Here is a 23,221-nt window from a genome sequence, read left to right as displayed (position 1 = left end):
TCTTTACCTTTAGCTCATATTACGCAGTATTCAGTCAAAATAAAGCTATTAATTGTAGCTAAATATCTTTTAAACTATTAAATTTTTAATTATTCCTTTTAGTACCAATCATCAAAAAGCCTATTAATAAATATAGAAGACTGGCCGAAATGGAGCTATACAACAGGAATGTAATAGAAGTTGGTGCCCAAACTTTAATAAATGTCCAATTTAAGCCGCCAAGTACTATGTTAGGCGTGATAAATAGTGCTGTCAGCATTGTCGCCACAAGTATAGTATGGGCAGATAATAACAATATTCTTTTGTAATTTAGATTTGCCATACTACGTTGTTTTTTATAAAGGTTGCGTATATTTTGAACGAATAGATAACAGAAAATAATGCTGATTGCGATGATGATAGCACATATGATTGTTACAATTTTATCTAGCTTTTGATAGCTGCTGATATGTTGCATGTCAATCGTTTTGCCCTCCCATAAATCCATGACACCTTGTCCAATCGCTGTTGTAGAGCTTGTATTCATATTGGCTAAAATAGCCACGCCGATTTGTTCGTCAGGTTGCAAAATGAAATACGAGGAAAAGGTTGGATTCTCACCAGCATGGTATATATATGACTTTGTGTCCTTTTTCACAACGGCCCAACCGTTTGCATAGTAAGTATTCGTATCAAAAGGCTCCACTGTTAGATCTGGAGTATGCGATTCTTGAATTAAATTGTTACTGATTGAATAGATATCACTGTTTCCTACCTGTAATTTTAACCATCTGGCTATATCATTAGCGTTACTGATGATATAACCAGCAGGGATGTTGCCACGATAGATAGGTGGTATGTATCGCTGCTCTCTCATTAGACCTATTTTATAGCCAGAAGCCATATGTGTGGAATGTACTTGGTGAATTCCTACAAAAGATTGATGCATACCAACAGGTTGTAAAATTTTCTGTTGAATATACTGATCGAATGGCTGTTTTGCAACTTGTTCAATGACGAGGCCTAAGACATCATAGTTGATGGTTGCATATTCAAAAGAACTCCCTGGTTGACGATTTAGTGATTGATCCAGCAGTGTTTTAACTGTTAATTCAAGGGCATTATCTGCTGTGCTTTCTGGAATTCGAGTAATGGAATTTGAGGGAATTCCGCTAGTATGAGACAATAGCTGCTGTATTGTCACAGCTTGATCCTCGCCATTATAGGATAATGTTAACCAAGGGATATACTTTCGGACATCATCTGATCGTTTTAACAAACCTTGTTTTTCTAATTGTAAAATAGCGAGTCCTGTAAATGCCTTAGACGTGGAGCCCAACTCAAAAAGAGTATCAGAGGTAACAGGCGTTTTTGTTTTCGTATCTGCAAAGCCAAAGCCCCGTTGATAGACGGTTTTCCCTTTATCAACAATAATTACTGAAATTCCTGGGATTTTACTAATGGTTTGCTGCTCCTTAATAAACTGATCAATTTTACTAATTGTATCATTTGATGCTGCGTGTCCAAATCCGGGTGTGAAAGTAAAAAATAGTAACATTACTGTCATCATCACCGATTTCTTCATGAATAATGTCATGTTGTTTTTCTCCTTAGAACGTAATGTGCTTGTGACAACATGGTTTACTGTAACAAGAAAAATAAGGGTAAACCATCGATTAACATGACTATTTCCGGGATAACATGACAAAATTGTCACTTCAAAAAGGGCCACTCCTAAAACCAATAGGAGGGCCCTTAAAATTTTATTTAATTTGTTTCTGGCTCTGGCGTAAAATCTTGACCGTTAAATGTTAATTTAGATGGTGAGATAAGAATTTCTCTGTTCGCTTCATAGTAAGGGTCTAAAACTTTATAAAAGGCTTCCCATTGCTCGCCAGCTTTTTCATCTTCACCCTTTTGTTCAAGGGCAACTGCTTCTTCATAGTGTTGTTTTAATTTTGCGTAATCCGCATTACTAATGCTGAATTCGATATCTGCCATATATTCCTCGAAGGGAACTGGTTTAAAGTGTGGGCGAAGTATTTCATAGAATTCATCCCATTTCTTCATGGCCAATTCTTCGTCTTTATCTTTTTCAGCTTTTTGTGCCTCTTCATAGAGCGTTTTAAGTTTTGCAAGTTCCTCTTTTGTTAAATCGACGTTCATATCCGCCATATACTCTTCAAAAGTTAAAGGTGGATATAATTCTTGGTAATAAGGTTCAAGAATAGTGAAAATTTTATCAATGTTTGCTGATGCCTCATCCGTTTTATTTTCTTTTACATACTTAATCCAGTTACTATAAAGTGTTTTTAGCTGTTCTTTATCTTGTGCTTTGATAACAATATTTTTTTCAGCGAATGCAGCTTCATTAATAAATTCTTCAAAAGGCTCAGGTTGCCAATTTGCTAATTCGTAAGGTCTTGTGATGTTATCCATCGCCACATAGATTCGTTCCATTTCCTCATAATTCTCTTCTTTTTCAGCCTTTTTCATGTCAGAAAAGAGTTTCTCTAGTTGAACTAATTCTTCTTTTGTTACTTCTTTAGGTAAGCTTTTTTTATAGACGGCAAAGGTAAAGAAATCTGAGTAATCTTTCACAATACTACCCTCAACTAAAATTTCCTGACCCTCTGCTAGCTTTAACTGCTCAATTTGTTTATCTGAGAAATTGTGTAAACCGATGTAGTAGTTTTTTCCATCTGTTCCTTTAAGGGTAATGCTGCCACCATCAAAATATTTAATGGTACCTGTTATTTTTTGTTCTATTTGAATCGTTACATTATTTGTTGTATCAACAGCTGTTGCACCAGCTTGAAGCGGTGTTAATACAGCCATCCCAAGTGTTAATGCTGAAGCTAATAGCCATGTTTTTTTAGCAGGTTTTTTCATATTTATCAATTCTCCTTTAGGTTAACTTCTGTTACCAATTATTAGACGTTTTACCAATTGAAAAAGTTTTAACTTTTTGAAAAAAATTTTAAGAAATTAAAGAGTGGAGGATTCATGATAAGACTCACTGTTTTAGTATCTGTAGTCTTTGAAAAATAGCTATTATTTACAGCACAGACCATGCAAAGGGTTGATTATCGAAGCAAAGATTTACAAGGATTAGTGCGCTTCCAGAGAAAATTCAAGGGCACGAACTAAGGCATTATTGCAGCTGATACTGTTTTAAGCTCTTTTTCTCCTAATTGAAGATTTTAGGAGAGACGCTGTCATTCTAATGTTTAATCTCATAAGATAACTTGCATCCGTTTAATCCAAGCTCTTCTACTGTTCATCCTGGAAATAGATTTTATAGAATTTGCGATTCGTTGCCTCATCATAGCCAATTTCAATTAATTCATCTATTTGGTCGATATGTTGAATATTTACTTGGATTTCAATATTGGAATCCAGTTTGATTTTACGTTTGTATTTCTTTTCAGCTTTTTCTAGCGCACTATCAGAAATGATAGTCTCATAGGGTTTGACCGAATTAATGATGATATCTTTTTGAGTAGTGTCCGCTTGCTCAAAAACAGTTTCAATATAATGATTCACTTGAAACTCCTCTTCATTTCTAAAGTAATCCAGTGTTTTATTCAAGAGCCCAAGTTTTTCTGTGCTTGTATAATTTTCTTCCTTTAAAATGAATTTTTTACATTCTGTTAATGCTAAATTGGTTTTATAATAATGTTCATCCGCTGCCTTAATTTTTAAAAATCGTTCTTGCCAATAAACAATATCTTCTTTACGTTTTGTTTTAATATACACGGCAGGAGATTGATCTGGTCCCATATCAACAATAATAGCCATATTATTAATTTTCTTCACGTTAATGCCATCCACGCCGTTCACGATCATTTGATTGTGTTCATTTTTCACATCTAAAAACATTTCTTTTTCATCAATATTGACAATAGCGATAATCTTTTTAGCCTCATTTAATAGAAAACAATTTTCAAAAAGGCCAATAAACAGTTCTCCGCTTTTGATGTTAGGATGCTGTGACACACTATGTAAGTGTTTGGCAATATTTTGTGAGTGTTCTAGGAAGTTACTTCCCTGTTCGAAAATAGCTCTTGAATACGTAAAAACTTCATTGAGTGCAATATTGCTTTCATGGAAAAATTCATATTGCTGTTCCACATCAATTTTACTAAAAGCGAGCTGTGTAAAGGCTGCTTCTAACATGACCTCAGGTTGTGTAAAAACTTCTTCTCCTAAAATAAGCGTCTCACTCAAAAAATGCAGACTATATTGTGTTAATTTACTTTCACTGACTTCTAGCATAAATTTCACCTTCTAATTTTTCATAGTAGCTAGTATACCATAAGCTAAAGATTGCTTTTATAAGTACCAGTACTCATTTAAGGCTGGTTTTTTATCGTCACCGAATGTTAGTGTCTTATTATAAAAGAATGTTGAGGATTGGAAGTTTAAAATACTGCTGCTTAGATAAAGATAAAAACATGTAGGGATACTCTGTACAAGTGTACTAAAGAGGGTGATCAATATGTGGGAAAAGGTGATTTCCTACATGCCACATTGGCAAGTTTTTTTACAAGGCTTTTTAGCGTTTTTTATTCCATATTTAATTTATAAATTGTTTCATGTTTTTTTATTTGTTAATAAGAGCAATGGCAAAATTGAGATGAAAGAAAATAGTGAACAAGTTGAGATGGTACACATACCTATTCAAAAAACGTTAGAGCAATTTACAGGAGATTTTAATAAAGATCTTTTACAAATGAGGAAAGAACTTGGCCATAATTGGGATATTCATTTTAGAGAATTTCAAATAGGAAATACGGATAATCGTGCAGCGATCGTTTTTCTTAAAGGATTATGCGATAAAGAATTAATTGACAAACATATTTTGAAATCATTAATGAATGGACATACAGAAAAGTCGTCTGTTTTAAGAGGTCATGAATTACAACAATCGATTAGAAATGAAATCCTACCAGTGAGTGAACTGCTAGAGGAATCGAAAGTCATGAAAGCTGTTGGGAAAGTATTAACTGGTTCCACTGTATTAATTGTGGATGGCATACAGAATGTATTTATCATTGGTACGGCACATGGCAAAACTCGAAATCTTGAGGAGCCTGTTTCTGAAGCAATGGTACGTGGACCAAGAGTGGGCTTCACGGAAAAATTAAGTGTGAATACCTCTTTATTAAGACAGCATGGTGAGAATCGAAATTTATCGATTATCGAGATGGAAGTAGGCGAACGTACGAAAAAAGAGTTGGTTTTAGCCTATATAGATGAAATTGTGCAGCCTAATCTTGTCAAAGAGGTGAAGGAACGAATTGAAACAATCCATTTGGATGATGTTGCTGAATCGGGATATATTGAGCAATTGATTGAGGATGATTATCTCAGCCCATTTTCGCAAGTGCAAAGTACCGAGCGTCCTGATCGGGTTATTGCTGCTTTACTAGAGGGACGAGTCGCAATTCTTTTAGATGGAACTCCCTTTGCATTAATTGTGCCAGTCACGTTTAATATGCTACTGCAATCACCAGAGGATTACTATGAACGTTGGTTATCGAGCTCACTTATTCGCTTGCTTCGCTATTTTGCTGCAGGCATCTCTTTATTTGGCCCATCCCTGTACATTGCTTTTGTATCGTTTCATCAAGGTTTAATTCCCACTAAACTAGCGCTGTCCATGATGGCAACAAGGCAGGGGGTACCGTTTCCTGCATTGATTGAAGCCCTCATTATGGAAGTCGCTATTGAGATATTACGAGAAGCAGGACTTCGTCTACCGAAGCCGATTGGTCCGACAATGGGGATCGTTGGAGGGCTTGTTATTGGAGAAGCCGCCGTACAGGCAGGAATTGTTAGTCCAATCATGGTCATTGTGGTTGCATTAACAGCAATTTCCTCCTTTGCTATCCCTCAATATAATGCTGGTATCACGCTAAGAATGCTACGTTTTGTGGCGATGTTTTCCGCAGCTTTATTTGGACTATATGGCATCATTCTATTTTTCTTATTCCTTTGCAGTCATTTGGTAAAGCTAAAGAGCTTCGGTGTATCATATTTGAGCCCAACTATTCCGTATCGAGCAGGTGATTGGAAAGATTTTATGGTGCGAATGCCGTTAAAGATGATGAAGCATCGTCCAAGATTGTTAAAGCCAAAAGATTCGGTCCGCAAAGGGGAATAAGAGAAAGGGAGCAAAACAGCCATGAACAGCAGTATGAAAGATAAAATAACGACGTCACAAGCAGTTGTTATTATTATTAACTATATTCTTGCCACTGGGATTCTTACTTTACCTCGTGCATCTGTAGAAAAAGTAAAAACGCCAGATGTTTGGATTAGTGTATTTTTAGGTGGAGTCGTTGCAATGATTGCAGGTGTAATCATTGTGAAGCTAAGCCAACAATACCCTGACAAAACATTTTATCAATATAATCAAGATATCATAGGGAAGTGGTTAGGCTGGTTTATAAGTGCGTGTGTAATTGCCTACTTTTTTACCATTTCTGCCTTTGAAGTTCGCATCATGGCTGAAGTAACTTCTCTCTTCTTATTAGAAGGAACCCCCACTTGGGCGATTATTTTGCCTTTTTTATGGGTTGGACTTTACTTAATAAGCGGTGGCATCAACACAATCGCTCGCTTATTTGAAATCATTTTTCCTATTACCTTTGTTATTTTTTTACTTGTGGCCTTTTTAAGTTTAGGGATTTTTGAAATCGATAATTTGAGACCAGTACTCGGTCTGGGCGTTGTTCCGATGTTAAAGGGAATAAAAACAGCGACACTGGCATTTTTAGGGCCTGAAATTATGCTACTACTTGTGGCATTTATGTACCCCTCAGATAAATCAAAAGCCGTAAAGGTTGTACTGGCGGGTATAGCCATACCTTTGCTCTTTTATGTCATCACGGTTGTGATGGTCATTGGTGCTCTATCCATTGAGGGGGTTTTGACAAGGACTTGGCCAACAATTGAATTAATGCGAAGTTTTGAAATCCCTGGTTTAATTTTTGAACGCTTTGAGTCATTTCTTCTTGTAATTTGGATTATGCAAATCTTTGCTACCTTTACGATTACTTATTATGCCGCTACTTTAGGATTAGCCCAACTGTTTAAGAAAAATATGCATCCCTTCTTATACGGGCTACTTCCGATTATTTACATTATTGCGATGACACCTAAAAATATTAACGATCTATTTACATTTGGCGATAAGATTGGTCATGCTGCATTAATTTTATTTGGTGTAGTACCGATAACCTTACTCCTTATTTCGAAATTGAAAGGAAAGAAAGCATGAAGCGAATTCAGTGTTGTGTACGTTTACTTCTAGTTGCAACGGTAACCTTACTTCTTACTGGCTGTTGGAGTAGTAAAGAGATTGAGGATTTAGGTCTTATTGTAGGTACATCATTGGATTTAGAAACGGGTGATGTTTCCTCTGAAGAGCAACAAGATGCTAGGTATGCAAACAGACAGTTGCTAACAATTACCAATCAATTTGTTACGTCAGAGACTACGGTTTCTGGAACAAAAGAGGGAGCATTGCCAGAAAAAGCGTATAAAAATGTTTCTGAGACAGGTGATGCGGTGTTACCAACTTTACGAAATATGCTGTTAAAGGTTGATAAACGTTCCTTTGCTGAACATTCCAAAGTAATTATTATCGGTGAGGAATTAGCTAGTACTATCAATCTTCAACAAACGTTGGATTTTTTTCTAAGAGAATTAGAAATACGGCCGAGTGGACTGCTCTTTATTGCTCAGGATCAGGCAAGTCAGGCACTTGAAACAAATGAACCAACTAAAATTCCTGCCTTTCAATTAGTAGAAATGATGGAGGGACATGAAAGGACGACAAAAATTTTGCCTCCGATGACCGTAGCCAAACTAGAGGGGAAGCTGTATTCAGACTCTAGCTTTTTATTGCAAAATGTGAGTACGGAAAATGGAGAAGTAAAATTTGCAGGCGCTGCTATCATTGAAGGAAAAACGAAAAAGCTACGAGGATTTTTAAATGAGAGTGACCTAGAAGGAATTGCATGGATGTCTGGCGATGCGAAAGGTGGCCTAGTCAAAGGCTTTGATGAGGAGTCAGGAGCACCTATTGTGTATGAAATTATTTCAGCTAAAAGTAAAATTATTCCACATGTAAAAGGGGATCAAATCTCCTTTACGATAAAAATTCAATCAGAGGGAAGAATTGCTGAACATTGGGTTCTCTCCGATAAAGCATTTGACAATCAATTTTTGAAAAAAGCAGAGAAAGTATTTGAAAAAGAGATAGAGCGATTAGTGAGGAAAGCACTAGATAAAACGCAACATGAATTTCAAACAGATGTTTCTGGGTTTGGCAATAAACTAAGAATCGATTACCCGAAAGTATGGCAAAAAAGAAAAAAAGAATGGGATCAAACGTTTAGTGAGGTTCCTATTACATGTGAAGTGAAGGTTTCCATTAAGGATTATGGCACGTCGGGTGATTAACATTGTTAATCATCTTTTTTTCTGTCCATTTAGTCTATACTGAAATGAAAGGACATATAGTAGATATTCGAAAAGATGGGGGATAAAAGACATGCAATATACTATTCAATCAATCGCTACCGTTCGTAACAATCGGCAAATGTTAAAAGATGATCATTGGGGAGAGATTATTTCAACTATTGAACTTGCTGATCATATCCAAGAGGCGTCCTTAAAAGGAATAGAAGATTTTTCTCATCTAGAAATTATTTTTTATTTTGATAAGGTTACAGACGATCAAATTCAATATGAGGCAAGACATCCGAGAAATAATCATGATTATCCAGAGGTTGGCATTTTCGCCCAAAGAGGTAAAAATAGACCCAATAAATTAGGAAGTACAATCGTTGCCTTGTTAGAGGTCAAATCAAGAGGATTAATCGTTCAAGGGCTAGACGCCATAGATGGCACACCTATACTAGATATAAAGCCTGTAATGAAAGAATTTTTACCTAAAGACGATGTTAAACAGCCAGCGTGGTCAATAGATTTAATGAAGGCCTACTGGGCGTAATAAAATTGTTAAACGAAGACAATTGTGGGTTACTAAAAAAGGGGAGTAGCGTGCTCCCCTGATTTTTTAAAGAATGATTCCTTCTTGATAAAGAATGCTAATGGCATGAGAGCGATTTTTGGCACGCAATTTTTTGATAGCAGATTTTACATATTGTGTAATGGTTAATTCACTTAATTGCATAACATCTGCTATTTCCTTTGTACTATCTCCCTGCGCTACCTGTCTCATTACCTCTAATTCACGCTTGCTCAGAAAGCCCTCTTTTTTGCTATTTCTAGCTTGTATGATAAGCTGTCCAATCATGTTTCCAAAGGTGGTCATGTCATCTAACAGCTTATCATTTATATCGATTTCCTCTTCTAATTGAGTACTACAAATATAGCCAAAAACATATGACCCAATGAAAATAGGGACAATTAAAAACGTATTATTTTGCGAGGGAATAGAATATTTCATACTGATTTTTTTTAAATAGTCCATTCCTGTGCAAAATTTAGCCTTCTTATCTTCAATAGCAGCATAAATAATAGGGAAGCTACGAATCTCCTCACGAATTTCACCGATATGACTACCACCCGATTCATTTAAAAAAATGATTCCTTCTGCTACAAAGCCTATTGGAGAGTACCTCAATAAATAGGCATCCTTGATAGGAAAAGCATCTAAATATACCTGCAAAATGTGTATCAACAGCTCTTCATGGTTGGCATAACTTTGTACTGTGTCGAAACGTTTTTGAATGGTATAAAGATTGGACATGACCTATCCCCTTTTTTAAGTATATACTACGCTTAAAATAAGGAATTTTCAATATTTTCTGTAAGTTGTAGTATTTAAGCTAAGTAAAGCCATATTTCTCTATTTTGGCGTAAGGAGGAGCAACAGGTGAGTAGTCAAACAATTAAAGAGGTGGATGCAGTTGTTCTAGGTGCTGGATTTGCAGGTCTGTATATGCTACATCAGTTGAGGAGTAAAGGCTTTTCAACCATTGTATACGAGGCTGGAGATGGTGTAGGTGGTGTTTGGTATTGGAATCGTTATCCTGGTGCTAGATGTGATATTGAAAGCATCTATTATAACTACACATTTTCAAAAGAATTATATGAAGAATGGACTTGGACATCTAGATTTCCAGAGCAAGCGGAAATATTACGCTACTTAAATTACGTAGCCGATCGTTTTCAATTGCGATCAGATATCCAATTTAACACAAGAGTCACTGCAGCTCATTTTGATGAAAAACAACATAAATGGATGATTCATCTAAACGATGGGCAGTACATTTTAACAAGGTACTTTATTACAGGAATAGGCTGTCTATCTGCAGCAAATGTTCCTAACATCCAGGGGTTGCAACAATTTAACGGAAAATGGTATCACACGGGGCATTGGCCACATGAAAAGGTTGATTTTACTGGGAAGCGTGTAGGAATTATTGGGACAGGCTCAAGCGGGATTCAGGCAATACCTGTTATTGCAAAAGAAGCAGAGCAGTTAACGGTGTTTCAACGCACTCCACAATATACGATTCCCGCTCGTAACCATGCATATGAAGAGGACTTTATCAAAGAAACGAAGAAAAATTTTGAAGCGATAAAACGTTCCATGAGAAATTCGGTTTCAGGTACACCTTTTGCACAAAATCAGCAATCTGCAATGGAAGAACCTGATGATAAGAGGCAGGCGGTTTTTGAGAAAGCTTGGGCACAAGGTGGCTTTGCCTTCTCAGCTACTTATCATGACTTGTTAACGAATGAACAGTCCAATGAAAAAGCGGCAGAATTTATTCGCTCCAAAATAAGACAGATTGTGAAAGATCCTGTGGTTGCAGAAAAACTATGTCCTAAGTATATGTATGGAACGAAAAGACAGGTTTTAGATAGCGATTATTTTGAAACCTATAATAGGGAGAATGTTTTACTGGTTGATGTCAAAGAATCACCTATTCAAAAAATAACAGGAGAAGGTATTCAAACGGCGGATAACCATTTTGATTTAGAGATCATCATTTTTGCGACAGGCTATGATGGCATGACAGGGCCATTATTTAAGATTGATATCCGAGGAAGGAATGGCGTGTCATTAAAAGAGAAGTGGAAGGATGGGGCAGCTGTTCAAACCTATCTTGGACTCACAACAGAAGGTTTTCCTAATTTATTTATGATTACGGGACCAGAAAGCCCTTCTGTTCTCGTGAACATGCCGATTGCTATTGAGCAGCATGTCGAATGGATTGCCGAGTGCATGCATTATTTGCGTGAGCATGACATTGATCTTGTGGAACCAACAATAGAAGCAGAGGAAGCTTGGAGCACACATTGTCGAGATGTTGCTAATGCAACACTCTACGTCAAAGGTGATTCCTGGTATACGGGAGCCAATATTGAGGGCAAACCTCGAAGTTTTTTAATCTATCTAGGAGGATTTGATTATTACACAGAACATTGTAATGAAGTGGCTCAAAACAATTATGTAGGCTTTAAGTTAATGAAATTAAAATCAATATCATAGTTTGTGAGAGGGGAGCATATATCAATATGGAGCAACAAGTAGTCATTATTACAGGTGCTGGAAGTGGTATAGGAAGAGAGACTGCAAAATTGCTTGCCACTATGGGCAAAGCATTAGTTTTAGTGGATTTTGATGAAAAAAGTGGACAAGACACACTACATGCTGTTAAGGAATATCACCAACAAGCAATTTTTGTCCAAGCTGATGTTTCACAAAGCAATGATGTCAAAAAATATGTGGACGCTGCAAAAGAAACATTTGGCAGGATTGATGCTTTTATCAATAATGCAGGTGTTTTAAGCCCACCTACACTACTGGGAGATTTAGAAGAGGAAACGTTTGATAGAATAATCTCGGTCAATCTTAAAGGGGCGTTTCTCGGCTTAAAGTATGTATTAAAAGAAATGGAGCAACAGCAATCAGGTGTCATTGTGAATACATCCTCAGCAGCTGGTATACAGGGACAACCCTATCTAGGTGGTTATGCGGCAAGTAAGCATGGTGTAATTGGATTAACTAAAACGGCAGCCATGGAATATGGACCTAAAGGGATTCGAGTGAATGCAATTTGTCCCGGTGGCGTGATGACAAACATGACAAAGGGATTGGCATCAAGTCCAGAAGAAAATGGACCATTACGTAGATTAGCAAACCCTACTGAAATTGCAAATGTAATCGCTTTCTTAATTTCGCAGGAAGCTTCTTATGTGAATGGTGCTGTCGTCCCAATTGATGGCGGTTTAACATCGTAAAAACATTTTAAATAAGAGAGGAAGGATTTTAATGGAACATCGTATTGATTCAGAACTAAAAGAAACGTTAGCAATTTTTCCCCCATTAGATTTGGATAATGTACAAGCTACAAGAGAAGGAATGGCAGCCGTTGCTGTACCAGCTCCAATTGAAGAGCACATCATAGTAGAAAATAAAGTCATTCAAGGGCCTGATGATAATCATTCTCTTCGCCTTCGTATTTATAAGTCAAAAGAGCAAAAGGAAATATACCCAGGCCTGCTATGGATTCATGGTGGAGGCTATGTCTTAGGAGCACCAGAGGGTGATGATGTGCTTTGTCAGCGTTTTGTCAATGAAGCGAATTGTGTTGTAGTATCTGTAGACTATCGACTTGCGCCTGAACATCCTTATCCAGTTCCGCTTGAAGATTGCTATACAGCGTTAAAATGGGTAGCAGATCATGCAGATGAATTAGGGATAGATCCTACCCGTTTAGGGATTGCTGGAGCAAGCGCTGGTGGTGGGCTAACAGCTGCACTTGCACTACTTACACGCGATCGAAATTATCCGAAGCTTAGTTTCCAAATGCCGCTCTATCCAATGATTGATGATCGCAATAATACCCCATCTTCATTAGAAATTACGGGACATATGATCTGGAACCACTCACTCAATCAAAAGGGATGGGAAATGTATTTGAATGGAGAAAATGGTAGCGACAATGTACCACCATATGCTGCCGCAGCTAGAGCGGATGATTTATCAGGTTTACCATTTACTTATACATGTGTTGGTCAACTTGATCCGTTTCGTGATGAGACTTTACAATATGTAACCAAGCTATGTCAGGCTGGAGTAGATGTTGAATTCCACTTATACCCAGGCTGCTATCATGGCTTTGAGAGTATTGTTCCTACAGCCGCAGTCAGTCAAAGAGCTGTCACAGAGTATGTAGAAGCTGCTAAATATGTGTTACATCGAAATATTTCAGTGCCTTTATAAAAAATTTACGAAAATCCCGAAACCATAATCTACTCAGGTTTCGGGATTTTTTTGTTCAGCAAAATGATCTTTTAGCTAGTTTGTAATATCGTCTTTTAGGTTAAACTTTTATCGAGTGAAAGGAGGAGAAGATAAATTGTTACAATTTGATTCAAAAATTGTTGGAAAAGAGATAGGATTTGGCTATTTACGAGATAAAATTGCCGATCGGGGTTTCACGATCGGCGGGAATTGGGAGTACTATAAAGGTAGCTTTGACTCGGTATTATGGAAAGAGGCAGGAGAAACTATTTATTTACGTGTCCCTTTTATCGTCACATCAGGGGAGCTTGATAATGAAGATGCTCAAATTCGTTTTCAAAAGCCATTTGTCATTAAGCATGTTGAGAATATTGGTCTAGATTATGATGAGGGCTCCTTACTAGATGCAACTGGTGCTAGTCAATTTCAAACTCCGCTTGATAAAGATGGATACATTCATGATAAAAGTAGATGGATTCAAGCAGGTGAACAAGCTGTGGAAGAAAAAGTACTACCATTTTTCATTCATTAGTTAGATAAATTTAAATAGCTGCTGCAAAAAATTATATGTCTTTTATCCTTATTATTTTGGGAACATATAATCAAAAATATAAATAGAATTGTCGTAAGAATTTTCCAACATTATAATGATATTAGCACATACTACTATATGAGGTGAGTTTATGGATAAAATAGCTATAGATGATTTTCAGCATTCCTATCAGAAATTGCACCAAGAACGACTCATCCATCGTAAAGAAGCCTTTCTAGAGGTGTTAGAGAAAACAAGAACATTTGGTGAAATAATCCTGTTTGAAAGTATAAAAAGTAAGAGAGGCGTCTAGGTGGCGTCTCTTTCTATTTTTCATAAATGAGAGGATGATTAATCATGGGACGTTACATACCTTTAATACTGCTAACGATGATTCTATGTGTTGCTTGTACGTCAACGAAGGATAATAACGATAATAGGTTAGAAAGTGAGGAAAATCACGCTAAAGATGCCATGAATTCCTCTATTGAAATAATAGCAGATCAATTGCAGACACCTTGGTCGATTCAAAAAAGTGGAGATGTCTTTTATATAGCAGAAAGGCCAGGAAGTATTGTCAAGATTGCGGAAGGGGGCGTTGATAGGCAGCAGGTTATCCTGAAAAAGGAGCTATCAACTGCTCCAGAAGCTGGTATGTTGGGATTTGTGTTAGCACCTAATTTTCCTACTAGTCAAGTTGCCTATGCGTATTATACGTATGTCGAGGAAGAGGAACAATTTAATCGAATTGTTACGTTAACGTTTAGCGATAATAAATGGCTCGAACAGAATCTTATTATGGATCGAATAAAGAGTGGTACATACCATCATGGGGGACGTTTGAAAATAGGTCCTGACGGCAAGCTGTATGCAACGGTAGGAGATGCAACACAACCTTCTTTAGCACAGGATGTGGAAGCTTTAGAAGGGAAAATTTTGCGCATCAATTTGGATGGCACCATACCGAATGATAATCCTTTTCCTCAATCCTATATATATAGCTATGGACATCGAAATCCACAAGGCTTAACATGGTCTAATGATGGTACGATGTATGCCAGTGAGCATGGCAATGCAGGAAATGATGAAATTAATATCATTGAGAAGGGAAAGAATTATGGCTGGCCTCTTATTGAAGGAATGGAGAAAGAGCAGGGGATGATAACACCTCTTTTTACATCCGGTTCTTCTATCACATGGGCACCATCAGGCATTGCTATTGTAAATGATCAATTATATGTCGCTGCCCTAAGAGGCAAAGCAGTCCTAGCTTTTGATATAAATAAGAACAAACACAATGAATTACTATCAGAATTTGGTAGAATTCGTGATGTCTTTGTGGATGAAAAATTTCTTTATTTTATTAGCAATAATACAGATGGTCGTGGAAATCCGCAACCTCAGGATGATAAACTATATCGAACGCCATTGTGATATAATATTTGAGAAAACATGGAATGCTAGGATGAATGGGGAGGACAAACATGGCAAACTATCTTAAGATCGCAGTAGCAATTGATTTCTCAGAACAATCATTAAAAGCATTGGATCGAGCTAGTCAATTAGCAAAGGAACACAATGCTATTTTGCAATTGGTGAATGTCATTGATACAAAATCGTTTGGAGCAGTTTCAGCATATGACTTAAAATATGCCGAGGAATTGAAGAAGGAAAACATTCTTAAAATGAAAAAGCTAGAAAAAGAGGCATTACAGACAGGAGTCAAAGAGGTCGAATCCATTGTAGAAACAGGTTCACCAAAAGGCATTTTAACACAGTTACCTCAGGTTGATTTAATTGTTTGCGGTGCAACTGGATTAAATCGTATGGAGAAAATGATGTTAGGCTCTGTGGCAGAGAAAGTCGTACGTCATGCGCTTTGTGATGTGTTGATTGTTCGTTAGTTGTTAAAATAGTTTAGAGTAAAAGAACCTGCTTGTGCTAGTAGACAAGCAGGCTCTTTTTTTATTGGAATGTTTGAGCGTTATCAATAATGCTTTGAGGTATATCGATTGTTTTTAGATGATTAAATTCAGTATACGTAACGACTGATTTTGTATTCATTAACAATTCGTCACCTTCTACGGCCATTTTTAAGTCAAAATTCATATCCATTTTGTTCGTATCGAAAGTCTCTTTATCGATGTGTAGTACGTAGTTAATTTTTTCAATTGATAGTTGATCCATTGGATTTTCTTCTAGACCCATTTCTTGCATAGACTTATTAATCTCAGAATCGATTAGTTCTTTGAATTTATCGCCTTTTGCATCTAATGTAAGGACGTATTCATCATCCGTTTGTTCAAATGTAAAGTCCTTAATGAATTTTTTCAATTGTTCTAGCTGTTCCTTCGCATCAGCAGAAGCCGCCGTTTGATCTAATATAGCATCAAAGTTCTCATCAGGGAGCTTTAACCAGCTATCTGTTGTCGAATCCTTCATAAATAAGCCTGCATCTTTTTTCATATACATTTCAATTGGCATGTCCATTGTTTCTTTACCTTCATTCATCATATCAGGCATTGTCATAGATCCTGATAAATGCATTGCAAGTGGATCAACGATGATATCCATCTCCATTTTGGAGTCGATTGAAAACTCCATTGCTTCTTCACCAGACCCAACCTTTGTCACCTGTGTCATATCCATTTTAGCACTTGCACTTTGAATATCAGCCTGGCGATCTACTGCTTTGTCATACACTTGTTCTAAAGTGAGTTTGCTTTTATTAGTTGTGTCTTTCGTAGGCGTAGCGCTTGAATTACAAGCTGCAAGTGTCAACGCTAGTGTTCCGACTGCTAATACTTTAAAAATTTTCTTCATTACTTTCATCTCCTATTCTTGGTAAAAAACACTATCTACTACTATACGCACTAAAAAAGGAAAAGTTTCATAAATTGTTAGAAAAGAACTACTTTTTTATTAAAAAAATAACATTACTCCTACTTTTGTAATCTTTAAACGCGATAATTACCAAATGAATAGGGATAAAACAAAAAAGCTGTCATGAACTTATCGTACAAGGACGATAAGTTCAGACAGCCTTTTGCTTACACCATAGTGTAATGGATCAATTATAACCCCAGATCATAGCAAATAATGTACCAATGATTGTCACAACACCTACGAATACTGAGTATAAAATTGTTGTATATAACGTTTTTTTATCTTCAGATTCACCGATGTGCATGAATAATACTAATTGTACAGTTGCCTGTGCAAGAGCAGTTACTAGTAAAATTCCAAATGCCATATTAAGAGACATATCAAATTTTACAACTGCTAAAGCTACGATTGTTAGTAATAGTGAGAAGCCGAAGCCCATCACATGTTGTTTTGGGAATAATTCCTTCATCAGCTAATCAGTCCTTTCAAGTAGACGAAGCTGAAGATGAAAATCCAAACAACGTCTAGGAAATGCCAGTACAGTGAGAAGATAAACGCTTTATTAGCCGTTTGTGGGTTTAAGCCACGTTTCGCTACTTGGATTAAAATAGCTACGCCCCAGAAGAAACCAAATGTTACGTGGGCACCGTGCGTTCCAAGTAAAGTCATTAATGACGATAAGAATGCGCTTGTTTGAATCGTCGCACCTTCGTGTACATATGTGACAAATTCATCAATCTCAATAGCTAAGAAGCCAAGGCCTAGTAATAGAGTGATGATAAAGAATGTCATCATCGCTTTTTTACGACCAATACGCATTGCATGAACACCAAGACCAATTGTGAAACTACTTGTTAATAATAAGAATGTTTCCCATAGAACGGGCGTTAATTCGAAAATCTCGGCACCATCTGGTCCACTACCTGTACGTGTATGAAGTGTGAAATACACAGTAAATAAAGTGGCAAATAACACGATTTCGGCGCCAAGGAAAATCCAAAAACCAAAGATTTTTAGACGGTTTTCCTCTGTACTATATTCTAATGGAAGTGAAGAATCGATTTTCATATTATTTATCACCTCTCAAGCTTTTCTCAGTTGCCATTACTTCCTCAACTGAAATGTAACGACCATGATCTTTTTCAAATGAACGATGGATCATGAAGCCAAATACACCAAGCATACTGATGATGGCTGGAATCCATAGATTAAATACAGCGAAGAATGCTGCAAGGAAGAAGAATCCACTCATCCAGAATGGTGTGCCTGTGTTATTTGGCATGTGAATTTTTTCGATTGTACCTGCCGTAATATCGCGACCTTCTTTTTTCGCGAACCAGAACTCATCTAAGCGAGTAACGGTAGGCACTACGGCAAAGTTATATTCTGGTACTGGAGAATGAGTAGCCCACTCAAGTGTACGACCATCCCAAACATCTGCCTTTTCATTACGAGGCATATGCTTCCAGCTATAGTAAATATTGTAGACGATTAATGCAAAGCCGACTGCAAGTCCTAGAGCACCAACGAACGATAACATGTTCAATGGACCATAACCAGTAGACTCAGAATAAGTGTACATACGACGAGCATATCCATCTAAACCTAAAATGAATAGTGGGAAGAACGTTACGTTGAAGCTGATGGCAATGAACCAGAAACCAGCTTTCCCTAATTTTTCATTTAGACGGAAACCGAACATTTTTGGCCACCAGTAGTGGTAACCTGCAAGGACACCAAATACTGTACCTGGAATTAATACATAGTGGAAGTGGGCAACTAAGAACATCGTATTATGATATTGGTAGTCAGCACTTGCCATCGCTAGCATTACCCCTGTAACCCCACCAATTGTGAAGATAGGAATAAAGCCAAGTGCATAAAGCATCGGTGTTGTAAATTGAATTTTCCCGTGCCTCATTGTGAGTAGCCAGTTGAATATTTTAACCCCAGTAGGAACGGCGATTGCCATTGTTGTAATAGAGAAAACACTGTTTACCATTACACCATGACCCATTGTATAGAAGTGGTGGGCCCAAACTACGAATGATAGTAGGGAAATGACCACCATACTCATCACCATTGATTTGTAACCGTATAAGTTTTTACGTGCGAATGTTGCAATGATTTCTGAGAAAATACCGAAAGCAGGTAGGATAACGATATAAACCTCAGGATGTCCCCAAACCCAGAAAAGGTTGGCCCAAAGCATATCCATACCACCGTCTTGCATCGCAAAGAATTTTGTGCCGAATTGACGGTCAAACATCATAAGAGCAAGCGCTACAGTTAATACTGGGAACGCGAATACGATAATAATGTTTGTAATTAAAATTGACCAAGAAAACATTGGCATTTTCATTAATGTCATACCAGGAGCACGCATTTTAATGATCGTCGTGATAAAGTTAACACCTGTCATTAAAGTACCAATACCTGATAATTGAAGGGCTAAAGAATAATAGTTATTCCCTACAGTCGGACTAAAATCCGTACTTGCAAGAGGGAAGTAGGCTGTCCAACCAGCGTCTGGTGAACCACCGATAATGAATGATAAGTTTAATAAACCAGCACCTGCTGCAAATAGCCAGAAGCTGACAGCGTTTAGACGTGGGAAAGCAACGTCACGTGCACCGATTTGAAGTGGAATGACAATGTTCATTAAGCCGATAACAAATGGCATCGCCATAAATAGAATCATTAATAAACCGTGTGTTGTGAAAATTTCATTATAGTGTTGTGCATCAAGAAGTCCGTTATCTGGAACGGCTGTTTGTGCACGCATTAATAGTGCATCGATACCACCGCGGAATAGCATTAATAAAGCTACTGCGATATACATAATCCCGATTTTTTTATGGTCAACAGTTGATAGCCAGTTTTTGTAGAAATAGCCCCATTTTTTGAAATAAGTAAGGCCTGCTACGATAACCACTGCACCAACTACGATACTAATAGCTGCCGCTAAAATCATCGGTTCTTGCATTGGATGGAATAATTCTTCCATACTCATTGGATGCGCTCCTTTCAGAATTAAAAATTAATGTCTCGATTCGTTCAACGATAAAATCAAATTAATGACCAGAATGTTCATTATTCATGTCTTCTTCAGACATGTCCCCATGATCCATTTCATCCATATTCATGTGTTTACCATGTTCCATTGGAGCTGGTCTAAAGTCTAAGTGTGTAGATGAGAAGCTTTGGCGCCCAACATGTTCTGCCTCTAAAAGCTCATCAAATTTTTCTTCTGTTAATGGTGCCTCTTTCGATTTAACATCAGCAACCCATTTATCGAAGTCTTCTTGTGTCATAGATTGTGCTTCAAATTCCATTTCTGCAAAGCCACGTCCATTAAAGTTAGAGTTACGTCCCATAAATGAACCAACTTCATCTGCTGCAAGGTGAATTGTTGTTAACATATCACTCATAGCATATTTTTGACCTGCTAATTGAGGAATCCAGAAACTTGTAATTGGACCAAATGAGTAAAGCTTAAATTCGATTGGACGATCCACCGGAATGTTTACATAGTTAACTGTTTCAACACCTTCTTCTGGATAACTAAAGTGCCATTTCCAGTTTGATGATGATGCATAAATCACTAAAGGCTCCTTATCGTCATAACCTGCTGGTTGAGCTTCTACTGTAGATGTTGTTCTTACTGTCACTACAGCTAAAAATGCTACGATAATAATTGGAATTACTGTCCATGTAATTTCAAGCAGATGACTTCCTTCTTCATGAGGAGGCTCATAATCTGCAGCTGCTTTTGATGCACGATATTTTGTAAGCATAAAGGCTAAAAGCACATACACGACTAGCAATATAAAGGCCATTGTAATAATGGATAAGATAATTGTGTTTGATAATGTTTCAGCATTAGGTCCTTTTGGATTGAACACTGTTAATGGTTCACATCCAGCAAGAAGAGCAATCGCACTCAATGCTACTAACATTAAACTTAATTTTTTCTTCATGTTTGACTCCTTTCTATAGAACGGCTATTCATAAAATTCATGTGTTTTTTGTCAGTGTCACATTTACAAATAGTTGATACTGAGGTCACCTCTTTTATCTTGGCGTATCAATCAACAACTTAAGAAATTACAATGGCATGGTTCAATATGAAACATAAAATCTAGTGTTGATTGATCTGATGCAAGCGTTAGCAAAATCAATGATTTGCGCAATCGTTTAAATACATACTTGGTTAACTACGATTGTCACAATCTCTCGTTGTTTGCACATTGGATTATACGCCCTGTTTTTAAGAAAAAACATAATTTTGTTATGAAAATGATAGTATAGCGGTATTGAATTTGAACATTTTTTGAACAAAAATCGTTATTTTAGTATTGGTATTTATAGGTTTTATTTATTAAACACTGTGTAAACGTTGAAAATACTGCATTCCTGATGTTTACCTAAGTAAATAATTTAAAATGTGAAAAATGGTATTTCACATTTTAGACGCTGTTTTGTAATAAAATCATTGTCATACCAGACCTATTGGGATTTTTTATTTGCCTTTTATCCAAAAAAGGAGTAGATGCAATGACGTTTTATGGAAACAATAGGTTGAATTTTCAATGAAAGGAATGAGCGAGGAGGGAATAAATGGAGTGAAATATTAATTATGTTAATATAATAATAGGTTTTCTTTAATATCCATATTTTTACTTCATTTGTTTTATTTGAAAAGTAAAAAGCAAACTAAGCCAGTTCTTAGTTTGCTAGTATTTTAGAAAAAATTTATGTTATCAAGAATTAAGCGGTGTAATTCAGCATTTTTAAAATTACCTGTCAATCACCAAGCTTCAGCCATTTGGCTACTTGTCCATAAATCGTATTTTGAAGCTGTGGAGCTTTATTATTCATTTTCAAAGAAAAATACAGTGTTTTCATAAAGTTTAAGGTACAAGTTCTTCCACTAAAGAAGAGCTCATTATAACCTTGTGTCATTAAATGCATTTCAAATTTATCAAAAGCCTGCTCAACAAATTCGATCAGTGCTTCCTCTGAGTAATTTTGAAGCAATAATGCATCCACTATATTAATTAAACGTTCCTCTTCATCGTTAACAAAGACTGTTTCTTTCCAAGTGACAAGTTTTAATGCATGTAAAATGGATGGTGCATACTGTAAATCGAATTTTGGATGTTTTATTGTTGTTGTAGCTAAATCTGCACCATGTGCAATACTGTGTGCCCATCCTTTTCCTTGAACATATCCTCTCGTATCCTGTTCTAATAACAAATAACGGCCAATTTTTTTAAAGAACACTTGTAGGTCTTCATCTCTTAAAACAAGTAATTCAGCGTCCTTTGCAAGAAGACCTGCAACTAGTAAAGCAGAAAACGATCGAGTAAAGACACTATCCTCTGTTTTATCTCCGATATGTAAATATAAAAAATCCTCACCTGTAACTGTATCAAACAAATATTGAATTTGTTGAGAACTCAATAAATTATCACTTAGTAAATCAACAAAGGTGCGATAAATGAGCTGGTCTCGTAATTCGGCATCAACTGAGCCAATATGGGCTAACATCTCCTGTAATAGCCAATCACTATGTTCGAACATAAATGTCTGACGCTCAGACAGTGTCATTGTAGAAAAAGACTGTAATGTTTCTTTAATATCCATGTAAAAAAGCCCCCAACTTATTTTTGTATTTTATATTATAGCGCCATTTCATTTCGAAGGGATAAATTTGAAACCTTCATTTTAATCAAGCACAGTTAGAATGTCCTCTTTAAAACATAATTTTTACAATATTATTTCCAGAAACTATAGAAAGTTGTTATGATAGAAACGCAATAAAATGGTAAAACTAAAATGTGAACAATAAAAAAGACATACCTATTTAAGTATGTCTTTGTCTAGCTAAATAATGACTGCTGATTTAATGCCAATTGGCCATTCAGTGAGCGTGTGTTGATTTGTCTTTAACTCGACAAGAATATTGGCATTTTTGATTGCATCAATGAGCCATTCACTATAGTGACGATTTGGTTCAGGATGTTGTAAAATCTGATGCATATCTTTTTTATCAACATGTAGCAGCTTGTAGTTACATTCAATGTTTACTTTTTGAGGAATAATGGAAAGAGACTCGTTTTGATGACCAAGTGCAATAGATCCAGGAATACACCCTTGAATTTTTAAAATATAGGTGCTGGCTTCTTGTGTGTAGACATCTATTTTGGTGCGTGTTAAAAGTTCAAATTCTATCGGCTTATCTTGAAAAGGGCCGTCCGTTGTAGAAATTGAAATGACTTTAATCGATAATGCCTCGAATGCAGATGAGATACAATGATCAAATTCTGTAATTGTATCAAGTAATTGCATGGATTCCACTCCTTGTTAAGAACTTGATTTTCTTGATGCAGACAACAAAGGGGAAGCGTCTGCGAATTATTGTGATAAATTTTAGACTATTCTAATTATAATACAATTTATTACAAAATATGAATGCAAAAGCAATAATTTTTTGTTAAAAACAAGAAACTTGTGGATTT

The 23,221-nt window shown here is 36.5% G+C and carries 22 protein-coding genes; 11 read left to right on the top strand and 11 right to left on the bottom strand.

Annotation, left to right across the window (positions count from 1 at the left end; translation table 11 throughout):
* Window positions 1–85 precede the first annotated feature (85 nt).
* The 3 genes from C7B89_RS17225 to C7B89_RS17215 all read right to left on the bottom strand — a co-directional run bounded on the left by C7B89_RS17225 (window position 86) and on the right by C7B89_RS17215 (window position 4,257).
* A complete protein-coding gene (locus C7B89_RS17225) occupies window positions 86–1,576 on the bottom strand; it encodes a serine hydrolase domain-containing protein (protein ID WP_115674160.1) in 1,491 nt (496 codons plus the stop codon).
* 170 nt (window positions 1,577–1,746) lie between these two features.
* Window positions 1,747–2,871, bottom strand: coding sequence for a hypothetical protein (locus C7B89_RS17220; protein ID WP_115674159.1), 1,125 nt, complete (start codon window positions 2,869–2,871; stop codon window positions 1,747–1,749).
* Between the two features lie 381 nt (window positions 2,872–3,252).
* Window positions 3,253–4,257, bottom strand: a complete 1,005-nt coding sequence (locus C7B89_RS17215; RefSeq protein WP_115674158.1) for a nucleoid-associated protein — start codon at window positions 4,255–4,257, stop codon at window positions 3,253–3,255.
* Window positions 4,258–4,480: 223 nt separating this feature from the next.
* Here C7B89_RS17215 and C7B89_RS17210 point away from each other — a divergent pair, with 223 nt between their 5' ends.
* The 4 genes from C7B89_RS17210 (at window position 4,481) to C7B89_RS17195 (ending at window position 9,007) form a co-directional block, all read left to right on the top strand.
* Window positions 4,481–6,148, top strand: coding sequence for a spore germination protein (locus tag C7B89_RS17210; RefSeq protein ID WP_115674157.1), 1,668 nt, complete (start codon window positions 4,481–4,483; stop codon window positions 6,146–6,148).
* Window positions 6,149–6,169: 21 nt separating this feature from the next.
* Complete coding sequence (locus C7B89_RS17205; protein WP_048395089.1) at window positions 6,170–7,267, top strand: spore germination protein; 1,098 nt, start codon at window positions 6,170–6,172, stop codon at window positions 7,265–7,267.
* On the top strand, window positions 7,264–8,454 hold the full coding sequence (locus C7B89_RS17200; RefSeq protein ID WP_048395091.1) for a Ger(x)C family spore germination protein: 1,191 nt from the start codon (window positions 7,264–7,266) through the stop codon (window positions 8,452–8,454). Before C7B89_RS17205 ends, C7B89_RS17200 begins: the two co-directional genes overlap by 4 nt.
* 91 nt (window positions 8,455–8,545) lie before the next feature.
* Complete coding sequence (locus tag C7B89_RS17195; RefSeq protein ID WP_115674156.1) at window positions 8,546–9,007, top strand: SAM-dependent methyltransferase; 462 nt, start codon at window positions 8,546–8,548, stop codon at window positions 9,005–9,007.
* A 66-nt stretch (window positions 9,008–9,073) separates the two neighbouring features.
* Here C7B89_RS17195 and C7B89_RS17190 read toward each other — a convergent pair whose 3' ends face one another.
* Window positions 9,074–9,769 (bottom strand): response regulator transcription factor, encoded by a 696-nt coding sequence (locus C7B89_RS17190; RefSeq protein ID WP_115674155.1) that lies wholly within the window; start codon window positions 9,767–9,769, stop codon window positions 9,074–9,076.
* 126 nt (window positions 9,770–9,895) lie between these two features.
* Between C7B89_RS17190 and C7B89_RS17185 the strand changes: the two genes are divergently transcribed.
* The 7 genes from C7B89_RS17185 (at window position 9,896) to C7B89_RS17160 (ending at window position 15,715) form a co-directional block, all read left to right on the top strand.
* Window positions 9,896–11,521, top strand: coding sequence for a flavin-containing monooxygenase (locus C7B89_RS17185; protein WP_115674154.1), 1,626 nt, complete (start codon window positions 9,896–9,898; stop codon window positions 11,519–11,521).
* A 20-nt stretch (window positions 11,522–11,541) separates the two neighbouring features.
* Window positions 11,542–12,273: an SDR family NAD(P)-dependent oxidoreductase gene (locus C7B89_RS17180; RefSeq protein ID WP_103118511.1), complete on the top strand. Its 732-nt coding sequence runs from the start codon at window positions 11,542–11,544 to the stop codon at window positions 12,271–12,273.
* A gap of 31 nt (window positions 12,274–12,304) precedes the next feature.
* Window positions 12,305–13,258, top strand: a complete 954-nt coding sequence (locus C7B89_RS17175) for an alpha/beta hydrolase (protein ID WP_115674153.1) — start codon at window positions 12,305–12,307, stop codon at window positions 13,256–13,258.
* A 136-nt stretch (window positions 13,259–13,394) separates the two neighbouring features.
* Window positions 13,395–13,811 (top strand): YugN family protein, encoded by a 417-nt coding sequence (locus C7B89_RS17170; RefSeq protein ID WP_054550010.1) that lies wholly within the window; start codon window positions 13,395–13,397, stop codon window positions 13,809–13,811.
* A 151-nt stretch (window positions 13,812–13,962) separates the two neighbouring features.
* A complete protein-coding gene (locus tag C7B89_RS23110; RefSeq protein ID WP_167444838.1) occupies window positions 13,963–14,124 on the top strand; it encodes a hypothetical protein in 162 nt (53 codons plus the stop codon).
* 44 nt (window positions 14,125–14,168) lie between these two features.
* On the top strand, window positions 14,169–15,245 hold the full coding sequence (locus C7B89_RS17165) for a PQQ-dependent sugar dehydrogenase (RefSeq protein ID WP_054550011.1): 1,077 nt from the start codon (window positions 14,169–14,171) through the stop codon (window positions 15,243–15,245).
* A 50-nt stretch (window positions 15,246–15,295) separates the two neighbouring features.
* Window positions 15,296–15,715, top strand: coding sequence for a universal stress protein (locus tag C7B89_RS17160; RefSeq protein WP_115674152.1), 420 nt, complete (start codon window positions 15,296–15,298; stop codon window positions 15,713–15,715).
* 61 nt (window positions 15,716–15,776) lie between these two features.
* Here the strand turns inward: C7B89_RS17160 and C7B89_RS17155 are convergent, their stop codons facing one another.
* From C7B89_RS17155 to C7B89_RS17125, 7 genes are all read right to left on the bottom strand, one after another.
* Window positions 15,777–16,634 (bottom strand): DUF6612 family protein, encoded by an 858-nt coding sequence (locus tag C7B89_RS17155; protein ID WP_048395106.1) that lies wholly within the window; start codon window positions 16,632–16,634, stop codon window positions 15,777–15,779.
* A 247-nt stretch (window positions 16,635–16,881) separates the two neighbouring features.
* Complete coding sequence (qoxD, locus tag C7B89_RS17150) at window positions 16,882–17,166, bottom strand: cytochrome aa3 quinol oxidase subunit IV (RefSeq protein WP_004226585.1); 285 nt, start codon at window positions 17,164–17,166, stop codon at window positions 16,882–16,884.
* The gene (gene qoxC, locus C7B89_RS17145) at window positions 17,166–17,765 is read right to left on the bottom strand and encodes a cytochrome aa3 quinol oxidase subunit III (RefSeq protein WP_016991860.1); all 600 of its coding nucleotides are present in this window, start codon (window positions 17,763–17,765) and stop codon (window positions 17,166–17,168) included. The genes qoxD and qoxC overlap by 1 nt, the downstream gene beginning before the upstream one ends.
* Before the next feature lies 1 nt (window position 17,766).
* Window positions 17,767–19,710 (bottom strand): cytochrome aa3 quinol oxidase subunit I, encoded by a 1,944-nt coding sequence (qoxB, locus tag C7B89_RS17140; protein WP_048395108.1) that lies wholly within the window; start codon window positions 19,708–19,710, stop codon window positions 17,767–17,769.
* A 61-nt stretch (window positions 19,711–19,771) separates the two neighbouring features.
* Complete coding sequence (gene qoxA, locus C7B89_RS17135) at window positions 19,772–20,677, bottom strand: cytochrome aa3 quinol oxidase subunit II (RefSeq protein WP_048395109.1); 906 nt, start codon at window positions 20,675–20,677, stop codon at window positions 19,772–19,774.
* 826 nt (window positions 20,678–21,503) lie between these two features.
* Window positions 21,504–22,346, bottom strand: a complete 843-nt coding sequence (locus tag C7B89_RS17130) for a DUF2785 domain-containing protein (protein ID WP_112118086.1) — start codon at window positions 22,344–22,346, stop codon at window positions 21,504–21,506.
* A 240-nt stretch (window positions 22,347–22,586) separates the two neighbouring features.
* Window positions 22,587–23,051 carry a hypothetical protein gene (locus C7B89_RS17125; protein ID WP_048395112.1) on the bottom strand — a complete coding sequence of 155 codons (465 nt, stop codon included), beginning with the start codon at window positions 23,049–23,051 and terminating at the stop codon, window positions 22,587–22,589.
* Window positions 23,052–23,221: the final 170 nt, after the last annotated feature.

Source organism: Lysinibacillus capsici, assembly GCF_003367505.1.
Taxonomy (GTDB): Bacteria; Bacillota; Bacilli; order Bacillales_A; family Planococcaceae; genus Lysinibacillus; species Lysinibacillus capsici.
The sequence above is the reverse complement of the archived record's forward strand: the minus strand, read 5'-3'. Positions and strand labels throughout refer to the sequence as shown.

What these genes read in the sequence shown, in the direction of transcription:
- C7B89_RS17225 (WP_115674160.1), bottom strand. Translation starts at nt 1,576, where the DNA reads ATGACATTATTCATGAAGAAATCGGTGATGATGACAGTAATGTTACTA.
- C7B89_RS17220 (WP_115674159.1), bottom strand. Translation starts at nt 2,871, where the DNA reads ATGAAAAAACCTGCTAAAAAAACATGGCTATTAGCTTCAGCATTAACA.
- C7B89_RS17215 (WP_115674158.1), bottom strand. Translation starts at nt 4,257, where the DNA reads ATGCTAGAAGTCAGTGAAAGTAAATTAACACAATATAGTCTGCATTTT.
- C7B89_RS17210 (WP_115674157.1), top strand. Translation starts at nt 4,481, where the DNA reads ATGTGGGAAAAGGTGATTTCCTACATGCCACATTGGCAAGTTTTTTTA.
- C7B89_RS17205 (WP_048395089.1), top strand. Translation starts at nt 6,170, where the DNA reads ATGAACAGCAGTATGAAAGATAAAATAACGACGTCACAAGCAGTTGTT.
- C7B89_RS17200 (WP_048395091.1), top strand. Translation starts at nt 7,264, where the DNA reads ATGAAGCGAATTCAGTGTTGTGTACGTTTACTTCTAGTTGCAACGGTA.
- C7B89_RS17195 (WP_115674156.1), top strand. Translation starts at nt 8,546, where the DNA reads ATGCAATATACTATTCAATCAATCGCTACCGTTCGTAACAATCGGCAA.
- C7B89_RS17190 (WP_115674155.1), bottom strand. Translation starts at nt 9,769, where the DNA reads ATGTCCAATCTTTATACCATTCAAAAACGTTTCGACACAGTACAAAGT.
- C7B89_RS17175 (WP_115674153.1), top strand. Translation starts at nt 12,305, where the DNA reads ATGGAACATCGTATTGATTCAGAACTAAAAGAAACGTTAGCAATTTTT.
- C7B89_RS23110 (WP_167444838.1), top strand. Translation starts at nt 13,963, where the DNA reads ATGGATAAAATAGCTATAGATGATTTTCAGCATTCCTATCAGAAATTG.
- C7B89_RS17165 (WP_054550011.1), top strand. Translation starts at nt 14,169, where the DNA reads ATGGGACGTTACATACCTTTAATACTGCTAACGATGATTCTATGTGTT.
- C7B89_RS17160 (WP_115674152.1), top strand. Translation starts at nt 15,296, where the DNA reads ATGGCAAACTATCTTAAGATCGCAGTAGCAATTGATTTCTCAGAACAA.
- C7B89_RS17155 (WP_048395106.1), bottom strand. Translation starts at nt 16,634, where the DNA reads ATGAAGAAAATTTTTAAAGTATTAGCAGTCGGAACACTAGCGTTGACA.
- qoxD (WP_004226585.1), bottom strand. Translation starts at nt 17,166, where the DNA reads ATGAAGGAATTATTCCCAAAACAACATGTGATGGGCTTCGGCTTCTCA.
- qoxC (WP_016991860.1), bottom strand. Translation starts at nt 17,765, where the DNA reads ATGAAAATCGATTCTTCACTTCCATTAGAATATAGTACAGAGGAAAAC.
- qoxB (WP_048395108.1), bottom strand. Translation starts at nt 19,710, where the DNA reads ATGAGTATGGAAGAATTATTCCATCCAATGCAAGAACCGATGATTTTA.
- qoxA (WP_048395109.1), bottom strand. Translation starts at nt 20,677, where the DNA reads ATGAAGAAAAAATTAAGTTTAATGTTAGTAGCATTGAGTGCGATTGCT.
- C7B89_RS17130 (WP_112118086.1), bottom strand. Translation starts at nt 22,346, where the DNA reads ATGGATATTAAAGAAACATTACAGTCTTTTTCTACAATGACACTGTCT.
- C7B89_RS17125 (WP_048395112.1), bottom strand. Translation starts at nt 23,051, where the DNA reads ATGCAATTACTTGATACAATTACAGAATTTGATCATTGTATCTCATCT.